Genomic DNA, 15,047 nt, shown 5'->3' with positions numbered 1-15,047 from the left:
GCGAGCTGCGGTCCGGGCCGTTCGCTGTCCGCTACCGGGTGGCGGTGTGGTCGAACTCGGCGATGTCCAGGGCGTGCTTGAGCACTTCGCACGCCTCGATGTGGTTGCCGGACTCCTGGAGCAGTTCGGCGAGGCGGCGGCAGACGAGCACGGCCTCCGGCCCGTACATCTTGTGGACGCGCTGGAAGGCGGACTCCAGGATCTCGATGGCTTCCTTGTTCTGCCCGGTCTCGGCGAGCAGTTCGGACAGCTCCAGTTGTACGGCGAGCAGTTCGCCGGAGGTGTCGGCGGTCTGCTCCTCCAGGGCAAGGCGCAGCACGGGCAGCGCGTCCTTGACGGTGCCCTCCGCGCGCAGCAGCCGGGCGAGGTTGAGGCCGGTGGCGACCATCGCGGCGCGCACGTCGGCACGCAGGACGGGTCCGGCGGGGGCGCTGCGCGCGGACCGGGCGCGGTTGCGGGCCAGGGGCAGTCGGCCGACGCCGTTCTCCTGCGAACGCTGGGGCAGGGGTCTGTTCTTGGCGCGCAGGCGCTCGTCGAGGACGCGGTAGAGCGTCTCCAGGTCGATGAGTTCGGGGCCGTCCGGTACGCCGTCGCGCAGGATGCCGAGGAGTTCCCCGGTGAAGGCGGTGTGCCGCTCGCCGTCCGGGGCGAGCGCGACACGGTCGCGCGGGGAGGCCGTGAGGACGTACGCGCCGTCGACGGCGGCCTGTGCGGCGAGCACGTCGTCGCCGCCCAGGGAGCGTGCGGCCCGGCCGCTGAAGCAGCAGTCCAGGATGACGATCTTGCGTCGGGCCCGGGAGGCGCGCAGGGCCGCGCGCAGGTGCTGGTAGGCGACGGCGGTGTAGCCCATGCTCTCCCGGGACTCCCCCAGGGCCAGATAGAGATCGGCGGACTCCGCGTCGCGCATGCCGTGCCCGGCGTAGTACACGAGCAGGGTGTCCGTGGCCTCGTCGCCCGCGCGGTGGACGGGGTCGAGCATGGCGGGCGCGCTCTGCGGGTCGGCGACGACGGCGCAGTGCTGCACGGGCAGGCCCCAGACCGTGGCGTCGCACAGCTCGCCCGCCAGGTCCACCAGGTTCGTCTCGACCGCGGCGAGCTGGGGCAGGTGCCGGTACGAGGCCGTGCCGAGCAGGACGGCGCGTGACAGACCCGGGTCAGGCAGCGCCGCCATCGTGCTCCCCGTCCGGGGCCGTGACGGCCGGCCGCTGGTCCAGGAGTTCGACGACGCGCCGCAGTGTCTCGGCGTCGCGGGCGCCTTCGGGGGTGACTTCCACGCGCAGCTCGCCCCGGCTGAGGACGACCGCGGGTGCACGCTTCCTGGCGAGTTGCCACTGGAGCACGGAGACGGCGAGCGCCGCGGTGGACAGGCCGCTGCCGAGGGCCAGTTGCAGGATGTCGAAGCCCCCCGCGCCCATGTGGCCCGCGACGGGCGCCGCCGATGCGGTGAACTCGCCGCGCACCGCGCCGTCCAGCGTCTCGTCCTCGTGCAGCCAGCGCAGCAGGGACCGCAGGGCGTCCTCGGCGTCCGCGCCGGGGTCCGCCGGTGCCAGCTCCACCCGGACGTCAGTCACTTGCCGCTCCTTTGCGCCGGTCGACGTATTTGTTCACCCGGGCGAGCAGCTCCAGCGCCTCTCGCCCCGCGTCCAGCCTGGCCAGGCATACAGCTTGCCAGTACTGGCTCGTCAGCGTGGTCGGATGGTCGGGGCCGAGGCGGGCGACGCAGACCGGCACGACGGCCGCCAGCATCCGTGCGGCCGACTCGAGTTCGCCCCGCTGGACGAGGTTGACCGCCTCGCGCTGCCGGGAGAGTGCGGTCTCGCGGGACATGCTGCCGAGCACCATGCGCCGGGTGTTGTCGCTGAGGGTCGGGGGGCCGGTGCCGGGGACGAGGGGCGGGGCGGCATCGGTGGCGGACGCGGAGTCCGCGGTCCGCGGGGCGGGCACGGCTGCCTCCTCCCACGCGTACTCGGGCCCCTTCTGCAGCCGCACGCCCCTGGCCATCCGTACGGCCTCGTCACGCTGGAGCTCGGCGAGGCTGCTGCGCACCACGTCCTGGCCACCGGCGCTCAGCTCCAAGAACGTCTCCGCCACCTCCCCGGCGCCGCGCGGCCGTTCCGCAGGGTCCTGTTGGCACAACCGGTCGACCAGTCGGACCAGTTCGGGGGGAATTCCGGGAGAGCGGCCGATCAGACTCGGGATGCCGGTGCCCAGCGCCCGCTCCACGACGGCCCCGACATCGATGGCGGGGCCGAGCGGACTCTCGCCCGTGAGCATGAAGTACATGCAGGCCCCGAGCCCGTACAGATCGGCCGCCGAGTCCGCGCGTGCGCCCTTCATGGCCTCCGGCGCCATGAACTGCGGGGAGCCGAGCACCACCCCGGTCGCCGTGATCGCCTGTTCGCCCGCGAGGCGGGCGAGACCGAAATCGTGCAGTACGACGCGGCCGTCCCGGGTGAGGCTGACGTTCGAGGGCTTGATGTCCCGGTGCATCACCCCGGCCTGGTGCGCGGCGGCCAGCGCCTCCGCCATGTTCAGCCCGATCCAGCACGCGGCCCGGACCGGCAACTGGCCCATGGCCGCGACGAGGTGGCCGAGGTTGCGCCCGTCGAGGATCTGCATCACCAGGTACGCGACTCCCCGGTGCAGCCCGCTGTCGTACAGCGCGATGACCCCGGGGTGCACGATCCGCGCCATCGCGCGGGCCTCCCGCCGGAACCGGTCGAGTTCCTCGCCGCCCGGCGTCATGCCCCCGACGGACGTCAGGAGCTTCACCGCGACGCGGCGGCCCAGCTGCATGTCCTCGGCCTCGTAGACCTCGCCCATGCCGCCGCGGCCCAGGAGCTCCCTCAACCGGTAGCGCCCGTCGACCAGTTCGCCTCGCGTCATGCCCTCTCCCGTGAACCAGGCCCGGGATCAGGCTAGTTCACGGGCGGCGCGCCGACGTCACCCGATACACGTCGTACACACCCTCCACTCCTCTGACGGCCTTCAGCACGTGCCCCAGGTGCTTGGGGTCGCCCATCTCGAAGGTGAAGCGGGAGGTGGCCACGCGGTCGCGGGAGGTCTGCACGGCCGCCGACAGGATGTTCACGTGCTGGTCCGAGAGGATGCGCGTGACGTCCGACAGGAGGCGGGAGCGGTCCAGGGCCTCGACCTGGATGGCGACCAGGAAGACCGAGGACTGGGTGGGTGCCCACTCGACCTCGAGGATGCGCTCGGGCTCGCGCGAGAGCGAGTCCACGTTCACACAGTCGCTGCGGTGAACCGATACGCCGCTGCCGCGCGTGACGAAACCGATGATGGGATCGCCGGGCACGGGCGTGCAGCAGCGGGCCAGCTTGACCCACACGTCGTCGACGCCCTTGACGACGACGCCCGGGTCGGCGTTGGAGCGGCGCTTGCTGCGGCCGCGCGAGGGCGGCGCGCTCTCGGCGATGTCCTCGTTGGCGGCCTCCTCGCCGCCGAGCGCCTGGACGAGCTTCTGCACGACGGACTGCGCGGTGACGTGGCCCTCGCCGATCGCCGCGTACAGCGACGAGATGTCGGGGTAGCGCATCTCGTGGGCGAGGGTGACCAGGGAGTCGCCCGTGAGGATCCGCTGGATCGGCAGGTTCTGCTTGCGCATGGCGCGCGCGATGGCGTCCTTGCCCTGCTCGATGGCCTCGTCGCGGCGCTCCTTGGAGAACCACGCGCGGATCTTGTTGCGCGCCCTCGGCGACTTGACGAAGCCGAGCCAGTCGCGGGACGGGCCCGCGCCCGCCGCCTTGGAGGTGAAGACCTCCACCAGGTCGCCGTTGTCGAGGGTCGATTCGAGCGGTACGAGCCGTCCGTTGACCCGCGCCCCTATGGTGCGGTGGCCGACCTCGGTGTGCACCGCGTACGAGAAGTCGACGGGGGTGGCGCCCGCGGGCAGCGCTATGACGTCGCCCTTCGGGGTGAACACGAAGACCTCGTTGCGCGAGAGGTCGAAGCGCAGCGATTCGAGGAACTCGCTGGGGTCCTCGGTCTCCTTCTGCCAGTCGAGCAACTGGCGCAGCCACGCCATGTCGTTGAGGTGGTCGTCCTTGCCACCGGCCTTCTTCGGCACGTCGGTGCGCACCTTGGAGGCACCGGCGACGGCCTCCTGCTTGTACTTCCAGTGCGCCGCGATGCCGTACTCGGCGCGGCGGTGCATGTCGAACGTACGGATCTGGAGCTCGACGGGCTTGCCGTTGGGGCCGATGACCGTCGTGTGCAGCGACTGGTACATGTTGAACTTCGGCATCGCGATGTAGTCCTTGAACCGGCCGGGGACCGGGTTCCATCGCGCGTGGACCGTGCCGAGGGCGGCATAGCAGTCGCGGACCGTGTCGACGAGGACGCGGATGCCCACCAGGTCGTAGATCTCCGCGAAGTCACGGCCGCGGACGATCATCTTCTGGTAGACGCTGTAGTAGTGCTTCGGGCGCCCTGTGACGGTGGCCTTGATGCGGGCGGCGCGCAGGTCGGCCTGGACCTCGTCGGTCACTATGGCCAGGTACTCGTCGCGCTTGGGGGCGCGCTCGGCGACCAGGCGCACGATCTCGTCGTACATCTTGGGGTAGAGGATCGCGAAGGCGAGGTCCTCCAGCTCCCACTTGATGGTGTTCATGCCCAGGCGGTGCGCCAGCGGAGCGTAGATCTCCAGGGTCTCGCGGGCCTTCTTCTCCTGCTTCTCGCGCTTGAGGTACCGCATCGTGCGCATGTTGTGCAGGCGGTCGGCGAGCTTGATGACCAGGACGCGGGGGTCCTTGGCCATGGCGACGACCATCTTGCGGACGGTCTCGGCCTGCGCGGCCTCACCGAACTTGACCTTGTCCAGCTTGGTGACGCCGTCGACGAGCAGGGCGACCTGGTCGCCGAAGTCGCGCTTGAGGGTGTCCAGGCCGTACTCGGTGTCCTCGACGGTGTCGTGCAGGAGCCCCGCCATCAGGGTGGCCGGGTCCATGCCGAGCTCGGCGAGGATGGTCGTCACGGCGAGCGGGTGCGTGATGTACGGATCGCCGCTCTTGCGCTTCTGGCCGCGGTGCCAGCGCTCGGCGACCTGGTAGGCCCGCTCGATCTGGCGGAGCGTCGACGTCTCGATCTTGGGGTCGTTGCTGCGCACTATGCGCAGCAGGGGCTCCAGGACGGGGTTGTACGGGTTCGAACGCTGGACGCCGAGCCGGGCGAGCCGGGCCCGCACGCGGTTGGAGGAACCGGTACGCGCGGGCTGGCCGGTGGCCGGGCGGATCGCGGGGGCCGTCGGATGGTGGTCCGCGGGCGGCTTGGGGCGGGGCTGCTCGGCCGGCTTGTCGCCCCGGGAGACCTCTCCCTGGGCGCGCTGCGCGGACGTGCCGCCCTGCGCGTCCGCGGCCTTCTTCGCGGGCGCCACGGATCCGGCCGAGGCCTCCTTGCCCTGCTGGGCGGCCTTGGCGGCGGTGAGTGGCTGGGACTCGTCTGGCAAGAGCGCTCCCTGTGCGCGATCGGGGTCCCCCGGACAGGCCCCGAAGAGTCCATGGTATCGATCCTGGGCCGTCGGCTCGCCCTGGGCCGGTGGGACGGCTCTGAACTGGAGAAACGCGAGGGACGGATGTCGGATTCCCCGAAGCCGCCGCTCGGCTCCCCCAGCCGCCCCGGACGGCACCCGGAGCGCCATTCCCGCTCCGCGCAAGGGCCGCCCGGAGCGGGAAACCGGCCGAAACGACGACGGGCGTCCCGGTGGGTACCGGAACGCCCGTCGTGCTGTCCTGCGAGCCGCCTCAGACGGTGATCAGCGCCTCCAGCGGCGCCCCGTCGAGGGCCTGCTCCAGCTTCTGCCGACCGTCGAGGAAGCCGAGCTCCATGAGGACCGCGACACCGGCCACCTCGGCGCCCGAGCGGCGGATCAGGTCCACCGAGGCCGCGGCGGTGCCGCCGGTGGCGAGGACGTCGTCGATGACCATGACGCGGTCGCCCGCGGCCAGGTCCTCGGCGTGCACCTCGATCTCGGCGCTGCCGTACTCCAGGTCGTAGCTCTGCCTGAGCGTCGCTCCGGGGAGCTTGCCCGCCTTGCGTACGGGGATGAAGCCGAGCCCCGCGCGGAGCGCGACGGGGGCGCCGAGGATGAAGCCGCGGGCCTCCAGGCCGACGATCTTCGTGGCGCCATGCCGCACGCTCAGGTCCGCCAGCGTCTCCGTGAGCGCCGCGAAGGCGGCCGGATCGGCGAGCAGCGGCGTGATGTCCTTGAACATCACGCCCGGCTTCGGGTAGTCCGGGACGTCACGGATGCGGCTGAGCAGCAGCTCCGTGACGCCTGCGAGCTCGGTCATCGGCGCTTCCCCGAGGGCCGGCCCCGGCCGCGGTTGCGCGACGCGGGCTGGCTGCGGGGGCCGACGACGGCCGGGGCGGCGTCATCGGCGATGTCGTCCTCCGGATCCCCGTCGTCGAAGGACTCCGGCGCCTCCGCGGACTCGCCCTTGGCCGCGGCCGCGGCGCGCTTGGCGAGCACCCGCTTCTTGAGGGCCTTCATCTGCGGCTCGCGCTCCTTGAAGTCGGCGACGAGCGGCGTGGCGATGAAGATCGAGGAGTACGCACCGGCCGCGAGGCCGACGAACAGCGACAGCGAGATGTCGTTGAGCATGCCCGCGCCCAGCGCACCGCCACCGATGAACAGCAGGCCCGCCACCGGGAGCAGCGCGACGACCGTGGTGTTGATGGAGCGCACCAGGGTGCCGTTGATGCTGCGGTTGGCGAGTTCGCTGTACGTGTACTTGGTCTGCTTGGTGATGTCCTTCGACTGCTCCTTCAAGCTGTCGAAGACCACCACCGTGTCGTAGAGCGAGTATCCGAGAATGGTCAGCAGACCGATCACCGTGCCCGGTGTGACCTCGAAGCCGACCAGTGCGTACACACCCACGGTGATGGTGATGTCGTGGATCAGTGCGATCAGTGCCGCCAGGGCCATGCGCCATTCGAAGGCGATGGCCAGGTAGATCACGACGAGGACCATGAAGATGGCCAGGCCCTGCCAGGCCTTGTTCGCGATCTGGTCGCCCCAGCTGGGGCCGACCAGGTCGGCGTCGATGTCGCCCGCCTTCACGTCGAGGTCCTCGGCGAGCGACTTCTTGATCTGGTCGGACTTCTTGATGTCGACGCCCGCGATCTGGATGCGGAGCTTGTCGCCGCCCAGCTTCTGGACGATCGCGTCGTGACCGGACGCCTTCTCCGCGGACTCCTCGGCGTGGGAGACCGAGGCGCTGGTCTTCGGGGTGTTGAAGACGGCGCCGCCCTCGAACTCGATGCCCATGTTCAGGCCGCGCACCGCCAGGCCGACGATGGCCGTGATGGTGATCAGGATCGAGATGCCGTACCAGATCTTGCGCTTGCCGACGAAGTCGTAGCCGACCTCACCGCGGTAGAGCCTGGCGCCGAGATTGCCGAGCTTCGACATCTCACGCCTCCTTCGGGTCGACAGGGCCGGCGGTGGGAGGAGTGGTGCGTCGGGTCCGGCGCAGCGGCGGCTTGGCGCCGAGCCGCTTCGGGTCGAGACCGGACCACTTGTGACCGCTCGCGAAGAACTTCTTGCGGGCCATCAGCGTCATCAGCGGCTTGGTGAAGAAGAACACCACGACGACGTCGAGCAGCGTGGTCAGGCCGAGCGTGAACGCGAAGCCCTGCACCTTGCCGACCGTGACGACGAAGAGCACCGCGGCGGCGAGGAACGACACGAAGTCGGAGACCAGGATCGTGCGCCGGGCGCGCGGCCAGCCCCTCTCGACGGCGGGCCGCAGCGTGCGGCCCTCACGGATCTCGTCCCGTACGCGTTCGAAGAACACGATGAACGAGTCCGCCGTAATACCGATCGCAACGATCGCACCACACACCGCGGGCAGGTTCAGCGCGAACTTAATGGTCGGGCCGAGCAGCGTCATGATCGTGTACGTCAGCGCCGCGGAGACCAAGAGGCTCGCGATGGCGATGAGCGAGAGGCCGCGGTAGTAGGCCACCAGGTAGATGATGACCAGCGCGAGGCCGATGGCGCCCGCGATCAGGCCCGCCTTGAGCTGCTCGCCACCGAGGGCCGGGCTGACCGTGGTGACGCTCTGCTCGTGGAACGTCAGCGGCAGGGCGCCGTAGGACAGGATGTTCGCCAGGTCCTTGGCGGAGTTCTGGTCGAAGCTGCCGGAGATCTCGGCGTTGGAGCTCAGGGTCGTGCGGACGCTGGGGGCCGAGGCCACTTCACCGTCGAGGACGATCGCGAACTGGTTCTGCGGGGGCTGCTGCTGCGACAGCTTGCTGGTGACCGCCGAGAACTTCTTCGAGCCGCCCTTGGTGAACTCCATGTTGACCACCCAGGCACCGGACTGCTGCTGGATGGCCGCCTTGGCGTCGTCGACGTCCTTACCGTTCAGCTCGGCCGGGGCCAGGATGAACTTGTCCCACGTCTTGCCGTCGGGGCTCTTGCCGCACGCGATGGTGGGGTCGGCGGGCTTGATGCCACGGCCGGCCGCGGCACGCTGCTTCTTGTCGGTGCAGTCCAGCTTGGTGAACTGCTCCTGGAGCTTGGCGGTGGCCGGGTCGGGAGAAGGCGTCTCGTCCTTCTTCTTGCCGTCCTTGGCCTTGTCCGAGGCGTTCGGCGTCGGGTCGGCCTTCAGGGCCTCGCTGACGGCGCGGCCCTGGGAGGTCGGGGTGGAGGTCGGGGACTTCCCCTTGTCCGTGGCCTTGTCGGTGGCCTTGTCCGTCGCCTTGTCCTTGTCCTTCTCCTTGTCCGTACCGGAAGAGGAGCTGGGCGTGGGGTTGGGCGTGGGCTGGCCGCTGGTCTGCGTGATCACCGGACGGAAGTAGAGCTGAGCGGTCGTACCGACCTGCTCGCGCGCCTGCTTCTCGTTCGAACCCTTGGGGATGTTGACAATGATGTTCTTGTCGCCCTGGGTCTGAACCTCGGCCTCGGAGACACCAAGACCGTTGACACGGTTGTTGATGATGTCAACCGCGGTGTTCATGTTGGTCGGGTTGATCGCGTTCTTCTGACCGGGCTCGTTCTTCGCCTCGAGCGTGATGCTCGTACCGCCGGCGAGGTCGATGCCCAGGCGCGGCGTGGTGTGCCCGGAAAGGAACATTCCCCCGGTCAGCGCCACGAGGGCGATCAGGATGAAGACCAGAGAGCGTCCCGGCTTGCCCGGGGCGCTCTGCCTTCGGCCCTTCTTCGGTGCTGCCACCTTCTCGTTCTCCCTGTCCAACCGCCCGGTCCCCGGTCTGCCCCCCTGCAGTGCGGGAGCCCGGTCGGGCGGCCATGAAGTGGTGTCGAGATTCGGCGCGAAATGCACGTGGTCCGGGGCCCGTGGTGCGCGAGCGGTGCGCCCCACAGGCCCCGGTCGTGACTACTTCGCGTCGGACTCGCCGTCGGTCTTCTTCGGCTCCGCGTCGTCGGCCCCGGCGGCCGCGTCCTTCTTGCCGAGGTCGATGGGCGAGTCGTCGGAAGCGTCGGCGGGCTCGTCGGTCTCGGTCAGGGAGGAGGCGTCGTCCGGGACGACGGGGGCGTCCTCGTTCAGGTCGTCCTCGGTGCCGTGCACGATGCGGTTGTACTCGTCGTCGTCGAGGACGGCGCCGATCGAGTTCTTCGCGTAAACCGCGTGGACACCGGGGGCCACCTCAAGGAGGACGGCTTCGTCGTGAACCTCCTTGACGGTCGCGTACATGCCACCGATCGTGCGGATGCCGGTGCCGGGCTGCATCTCGTTACGCATCGACGCGGCGGCCTGCTGCTTCTTCTTGGCCGAGCGGGTCATCAGGAACATGGCCCCGATGAGCACGATGAACGGGAGGAGGGTCACGATATTCACGGGACGGAATTTCCTTCGCAGACCGCGCAGGTAAGCGGCCATTGGGATGGGGGTGGGCACACCGCCCGACAAGGGCGGCATCGGCGGAGTCTAAGCGAGTCCGCGCCTAACGAACAACGCTCAGCATGGCACCGACGTTCCTGAGGGGGCGACTCTCCGCGCCGTTGTCCTTCGGTGGCGGCGCCGTCTCGCCGATATCACGTCCCGAACAGGTCCTGTTGTCCCTTTCCGCCCGCCTGCCGCGGGGGTACCAGGCCGAGGTGCGCCCATGCCGCGGGGGTCGCGACGCGGCCGCGCGGGGTGCGGGCCAGCAGACCCTCCCGTACCAGGAAGGGCTCCGCGACCTCCTCGACCGTCTCGCGCTCCTCCCCCACGGCGACCGCGAGCGTCGACAGGCCGACGGGGCCGCCGCCGAACAGCTTGAGCAGGGCCTCCAGGACGGCCCGGTCGAGGCGGTCGAGGCCGCGTTCGTCCACTTCGTAGACCGCGAGGGCCGCGCCCGCGATGTCCTGGGTGATCGATCCGTCGGCCTTCACCTGGGCGTAGTCCCTGACGCGGCGCAGCAGGCGGTTGGCGATACGGGGCGTGCCGCGCGAGCGGCCCGCGATCTCGGCGGCGCCCCGCGGGTCGATCTCCACGTCGAGCAGCTGGGCGGAGCGGTGGACGACGCGCTCCAGCTCCGCGGGTTCGTAGAACTCCATGTGCGCGGTGAACCCGAAGCGGTCGCGCAGCGGCGGCGGGAGCAGTCCCGCGCGCGTGGTGGCACCGACGAGGGTGAAGGGCGGCAGTTCGAGGGGGATGGCGGTGGCGCCGGGGCCCTTGCCGACGATGACGTCGACGCGGAAGTCCTCCATCGCCATGTAGAGCATTTCCTCGGCGGGCCGCGACATCCGGTGGATCTCGTCGAGGAAGAGGACCTCGCCCTCCTGGAGGGAGGAGAGGATCGCGGCCAGGTCGCCCGCGTGCTGGATGGCGGGGCCGCTGGTGATGCGGATCGGGGCGCCCATCTCGGCGGCGATGATCATCGAGAGGGTCGTCTTGCCGAGGCCGGGGGCTCCGGAGAGCAGCACGTGGTCGGCGGTGGCGCCGCGTGCGCGGGCCGCCCGCAGGACGAGGTCGAGCTGCTCGCGGACCTTCTCCTGGCCGATGAACTCGCCCAGGTCCTTGGGGCGCAGGGCGGCCTCGACCGCCTGGTCCTCGCCGTCGGCGGACGCACCGACGAGCCGCTCGGCCGCGTCGGCAGCTTCGTCGGTCGTGTCGTCCCAGTTCATGCGGTGTGCCTCGCGATGCGGTCGGTTCAGGGGGTGGCCGTCGGGGGGGGGAGCCGGCGGGGCTGGCTAGCGGGTGCGGTTGAGGGTCTGGAGGGCGGCCTTCAGGAGCTGGCCGACCTGCGGGGCGCCCTCGGTGGCCTCGGCCTGCGGGGTGACGGCGACGACGGCTTCGTCGGCCTCGCGCGTGGCGTACCCGAGGCCGATCAGGGCCGCGTGCAGCTGGTCGCGCCAGCCTGCGGTGACGGCCGTGCCGATGGCGGGGCCGCCCGTGCCGAGGGGCTCGCCGAGGCGGTCCTTGTACTCCAGGAGGAGCTTCTGGGCGCCCTTCTTGCCGATGCCGGGGACGGCCGTGAGGGCCTTCTCGTCGCTGGTGGAGACCGCGCGGCGCAGGGCGTCGGGGCTGTGCACGGCGAGCATGGCCTGGGCGAGGCGCGGGCCCACGCCACTCGCGGTCTGCAGCAGCTCGAAGGTCTGGCGCTCGTCGTCGTCCGCGAAGCCGTACAGGGTGAGGGAGTCCTCCCGTACGACAAGAGAGGTGGCGAGCTTGGCCTGCTGGCCGACGCGGAGGGTGGAGAGCGTGTTCGGCGTGCACTGGACGGCCATGCCGATGCCGCCGACCTCGACCACCGCGGCATCGGGGGCGAGGGCGGCTACGGGGCCGCTGACGAAGGCGATCATGCGGTACGGCCTTTCTGTGCGGTGGGAGTCTTCGATGCGTGCAGGGCTGCGGCCTGCTGGAGACGATTCTGGGCGACGGCCTGCTGCAGGCGGTTCTGGGCGGGGGCGCGCCAGATGTGACAGATGGCGAGGGCCAGGGCGTCGGCCGCGTCGGCGGGCTTGGGGGGCGCGTCGAGCCGCAGGAGGCGGGTGACCATCGCGCCGACCTGCGCCTTGTCGGCGCGGCCGCTGCCGGTGACGGCGGCCTTGACCTCGCTGGGGGTGTGCAGGGCGACGGGGATGCCGCGGCGCGAAGCGCAGAGCATGGCGACGGCGCTGGCCTGGGCGGTGCCCATCACCGTGCGCACATTGTGCTGGCTGAACACGCGCTCGACGGCCACGACTTCGGGGCTGTGCTCGTCGAGCCACTGCTCGATGCCCTGCTCGATGGCGACGAGGCGGTGCCCCAACTCCGCGTCGGCCGGAGTCCGTACGACCCCGACGCCTCGCATGGTCAAGGGGCGTCCCGCGACGCCGTCGACGACCCCCACACCACACCGGGTCAGCCCCGGGTCGACCCCCAGCACGCGCACGTAACCCCTCCCATCGCCTGTCCGTGCAGGTTATCGGGTCCCTCTGACAACGCGATGGGCCGACGGGGGTGTGTCCCGTCGGCCCATGCGCACGCCAGGGGGGCGCGGTCCTGCATCGAGCGGAGCGCTTTACGCGTCGACCTTCGCCATGACCTCGTCGGAGACGTCGAAGTTGGCGAAGACGTTCTGCACGTCGTCGCTGTCCTCCAGGGCGTCGATCAGCTTGAAGATCTTCCGGGCGCCGTCCTCGTCCAGCTCGACCTGCATGGTCGGGACGAAGTTGGCGTCGGCCGAGTCGTAGTCGATACCGGCCTCCTGGAGCGCGGTGCGGACCGCGACCAGGTCGGTGGCCTCGGAGAGCACCTCGAAGGACTCGCCCAGGTCGTTGACCTCTTCGGCGCCCGCGTCGAGGACGGCACCGAGGACGTCGTCCTCGGACAGCTCGCCCTTGGGGACGACCACGACACCCTTGCGGTTGAACAGGTACGAGACGGAGCCCGGGTCGGCCATGTTGCCGCCGTTGCGCGTCATGGCGACGCGCACGTCGGAAGCGGCGCGGTTGCGGTTGTCGGTGAGGCACTCGATGAGCACCGCGACGCCGTTCGGGCCGTAGCCCTCGTACATGATCGTCTCGTAGTCGGCGCCACCGGCTTCGAGACCGGCACCGCGCTTGACCGCGGAGTCGATGTTCTTGTTCGGGACCGAGCTCTTCTTGGCCTTCTGGATGGCGTCGAAGAGGGTCGGGTTACCGGACACGTCAGCGCCGCCCGTGCGGGCCGCCACCTCGATGTTCTTGATCATCTTCGCGAAGAGCTTGCCGCGCTTGGCGTCGATCACGGCCTTCTTGTGCTTCGTCGTAGCCCATTTAGAGTGGCCGGACATCTGCCTGTCTCCTTCGCGTTACCCAACAACCAGTAAGAACTCTCCCAGACCTTAAGGCCCCGGGGGGATCCCCGGAGATCCTACAAGGATCCCGCGCGCGGGTTACCCCGAGCCATCTCCACGAACAGTGCGTGCACCCGGTGGTCGCCCGTCAGCTCCGGGTGGAACGACGTGGCGAGCGCATTGCCCTGGCGCACGGCGACGATGTGGCCCGCGTGCTCGGCGAGCACCTCCACCTCCGCGCCGACCGACTCCACCCACGGCGCCCGGATGAACACGCCCTCCACCGGGGCGCCTTCGACGCCCCGGACGTCGACGGCCGCCTCGAACGACTCGTTCTGCCGCCCGAACGCGTTGCGCCGCACGATCATGTCGATGCCGCCCACCGTCTCCTGGCCCGAGCGCGGGTCGAGGATCTTGTCGGCGAGCATGATCATGCCCGCACAGCTGCCGTAGACCGGCATGCCGTCCCGCACGCGCGCGCGGAGGGGCTCCATCAGGCCGAAGAGGGTGGCCAGCTTGGAGATGGTGGTGGACTCCCCGCCGGGGATGACCAGGCCGTCGACCTCGGCGAGCTCTTCGGGGCGCCGGACCGGCCTGGCCACGGCATCAGCCGAGGCCAGGGCGATCAGGTGCTCCCGCACGTCCCCCTGGAGGGCGAGGACGCCCACCACGGGGGTGGCCGCTGCCGGAGTGGCCGCTGCGGGAGCGGTCATCACCAGCCCCGGTTCGCGTAGCGCTCGGCCTCGGGCAGGGTGTCGCAGTTGATGCCGACCATGGCCTCGCCGAGGTTGCGGGAGGCGTCGGCGATGATCTTCGGGTCGTCGAAGAACGTCGTGGCCTTCACGATGGCGGCGGCGCGGCGGGCCGGGTCGCCGGACTTGAAGATGCCGGAGCCGACGAAGACGCCCTCGGCGCCGAGCTGGCGCATCAGGGCGGCGTCGGCGGGGGTGGCGACGCCACCGGCGGAGAAGAGGACGACCGGGAGCTTGCCGAGCTCGGCGGTCTCCTTGACCAGCTCGTACGGGGCGCGGAGGTCCTTGGCGGCGGCGTACAGCTCGTTGTTGTCGTAGCCGCGCAGCTTGGCGATCTCGTTCTTGATCTGGCGCAGGTGGCGGACGGCCTCGACGACGTTGCCGGTACCGGCCTCGCCCTTGGAGCGGATCATCGCGGCGCCCTCGGCGATGCGGCGCAGGGCCTCACCCAGGTTGGTGGCGCCACACACGAACGGGGTCGTGAACGCGAACTTGTCGCTGTGGTTGACCTCGTCGGCCGGGGTGAGGACCTCGGACTCGTCGATGTAGTCGACGCCCAGGGACTGCAGGACCTGGGCCTCCACGAAGTGGCCGATGCGGGACTTGGCCATGACCGGGATCGAGACGGCCTCGATGATCTCTTCGATCATGTTCGGGTCCGACATCCGGGCCACGCCGCCGTCCTTGCGGATGTCGGCGGGCACCCGCTCCAGCGCCATGACGGCGACCGCGCCGGCGTCCTCGGCTATCTTCGCCTGCTCGGCGTTGACGACGTCCATGATCACGCCGCCCTTGAGCTGCTCGGCCATGCCGCGCTTCACGCGCGCGGTGCCGGTCTCGGGCGTCGGGTTGCTGCTGGCGGGGGTGGTGGGCACGGACACGGGGTTGACCTCGCTCGCTGAAGAGGATTTCTGCAGCTCCGAGGAAACGCCCGCAGACCAGGCCACAGCAAGGGCCAATGGATGACCGGTGGCTCATTTTCCGCGAACGCGGCTGGTCAGGGCCGTGCCGATCCCTTGCTGACCAGCGCCTTCGTGCCTGAGTGCCTTAGTGGCTGAGTGCCTTAGT

14 protein-coding genes are annotated in these 15,047 nt (G+C 70.3%); all 14 read right to left on the bottom strand.

Annotated elements, in window-relative coordinates; genetic code table 11:
* Positions 1-31 precede the first annotated feature (31 nt).
* Positions 32-1,171 carry a caspase family protein gene (locus ABZV77_RS20780; RefSeq protein ID WP_356258661.1) on the bottom strand — a complete coding sequence of 380 codons (1,140 nt, stop codon included), beginning with the start codon at positions 1,169-1,171 and terminating at the stop codon, positions 32-34.
* Positions 1,155-1,571 (bottom strand): hypothetical protein, encoded by a 417-nt coding sequence (locus ABZV77_RS20775; protein WP_356258658.1) that lies wholly within the window; start codon positions 1,569-1,571, stop codon positions 1,155-1,157. The genes ABZV77_RS20780 and ABZV77_RS20775 overlap by 17 nt, the downstream gene beginning before the upstream one ends.
* Entirely contained in the window at positions 1,564-2,886 is a 1,323-nt protein-coding gene (locus ABZV77_RS20770) for a serine/threonine-protein kinase (RefSeq protein WP_356258656.1), read from the bottom strand. Before ABZV77_RS20770 ends, ABZV77_RS20775 begins: the two co-directional genes overlap by 8 nt.
* Positions 2,887-2,923: 37 nt before the next feature.
* Complete coding sequence (locus ABZV77_RS20765) at positions 2,924-5,464, bottom strand: RelA/SpoT family protein (protein WP_356258653.1); 2,541 nt, start codon at positions 5,462-5,464, stop codon at positions 2,924-2,926.
* Between the two features lie 295 nt (positions 5,465-5,759).
* Positions 5,760-6,308 (bottom strand): adenine phosphoribosyltransferase, encoded by a 549-nt coding sequence (locus tag ABZV77_RS20760; protein ID WP_356258650.1) that lies wholly within the window; start codon positions 6,306-6,308, stop codon positions 5,760-5,762.
* Positions 6,305-7,429, bottom strand: a complete 1,125-nt coding sequence (gene secF / locus ABZV77_RS20755) for a protein translocase subunit SecF (protein ID WP_356258648.1) — start codon at positions 7,427-7,429, stop codon at positions 6,305-6,307. Before secF ends, ABZV77_RS20760 begins: the two co-directional genes overlap by 4 nt.
* Position 7,430: 1 nt before the next feature.
* Entirely contained in the window at positions 7,431-9,197 is a 1,767-nt protein-coding gene (secD, locus tag ABZV77_RS20750) for a protein translocase subunit SecD (RefSeq protein WP_356258646.1), read from the bottom strand.
* 162 nt (positions 9,198-9,359) lie between these two features.
* Positions 9,360-9,821, bottom strand: coding sequence for a preprotein translocase subunit YajC (yajC, locus tag ABZV77_RS20745; RefSeq protein ID WP_356258644.1), 462 nt, complete (start codon positions 9,819-9,821; stop codon positions 9,360-9,362).
* A 197-nt stretch (positions 9,822-10,018) separates the two neighbouring features.
* Positions 10,019-11,092 carry a Holliday junction branch migration DNA helicase RuvB gene (ruvB, locus tag ABZV77_RS20740; RefSeq protein ID WP_356258642.1) on the bottom strand — a complete coding sequence of 358 codons (1,074 nt, stop codon included), beginning with the start codon at positions 11,090-11,092 and terminating at the stop codon, positions 10,019-10,021.
* A 66-nt stretch (positions 11,093-11,158) separates the two neighbouring features.
* Positions 11,159-11,770: a Holliday junction branch migration protein RuvA gene (gene ruvA, locus ABZV77_RS20735; RefSeq protein ID WP_356258639.1), complete on the bottom strand. Its 612-nt coding sequence runs from the start codon at positions 11,768-11,770 to the stop codon at positions 11,159-11,161.
* Positions 11,767-12,342 (bottom strand): crossover junction endodeoxyribonuclease RuvC, encoded by a 576-nt coding sequence (gene ruvC / locus ABZV77_RS20730; RefSeq protein WP_356258636.1) that lies wholly within the window; start codon positions 12,340-12,342, stop codon positions 11,767-11,769. The genes ruvA and ruvC overlap by 4 nt, the downstream gene beginning before the upstream one ends.
* Before the next feature lie 129 nt (positions 12,343-12,471).
* The gene (locus ABZV77_RS20725) at positions 12,472-13,224 is read right to left on the bottom strand and encodes a YebC/PmpR family DNA-binding transcriptional regulator (RefSeq protein ID WP_356258634.1); all 753 of its coding nucleotides are present in this window, start codon (positions 13,222-13,224) and stop codon (positions 12,472-12,474) included.
* A gap of 80 nt (positions 13,225-13,304) precedes the next feature.
* Positions 13,305-13,940 carry a pyridoxal 5'-phosphate synthase glutaminase subunit PdxT gene (gene pdxT, locus ABZV77_RS20720; protein ID WP_356258633.1) on the bottom strand — a complete coding sequence of 212 codons (636 nt, stop codon included), beginning with the start codon at positions 13,938-13,940 and terminating at the stop codon, positions 13,305-13,307.
* A complete protein-coding gene (gene pdxS / locus ABZV77_RS20715) occupies positions 13,940-14,854 on the bottom strand; it encodes a pyridoxal 5'-phosphate synthase lyase subunit PdxS (RefSeq protein ID WP_356259021.1) in 915 nt (304 codons plus the stop codon). Before pdxS ends, pdxT begins: the two co-directional genes overlap by 1 nt.
* Between the last annotated feature and the right edge of the window lie 193 nt (positions 14,855-15,047).

Origin of the sequence: Streptomyces sp. NPDC004732 (assembly GCF_040609235.1) — a bacterium.
In the GTDB taxonomy this organism is placed as follows: domain Bacteria; phylum Actinomycetota; class Actinomycetes; order Streptomycetales; family Streptomycetaceae; genus Streptomyces.
The sequence above is the reverse complement of the archived record's forward strand: the minus strand, read 5'-3'. Positions and strand labels throughout refer to the sequence as shown.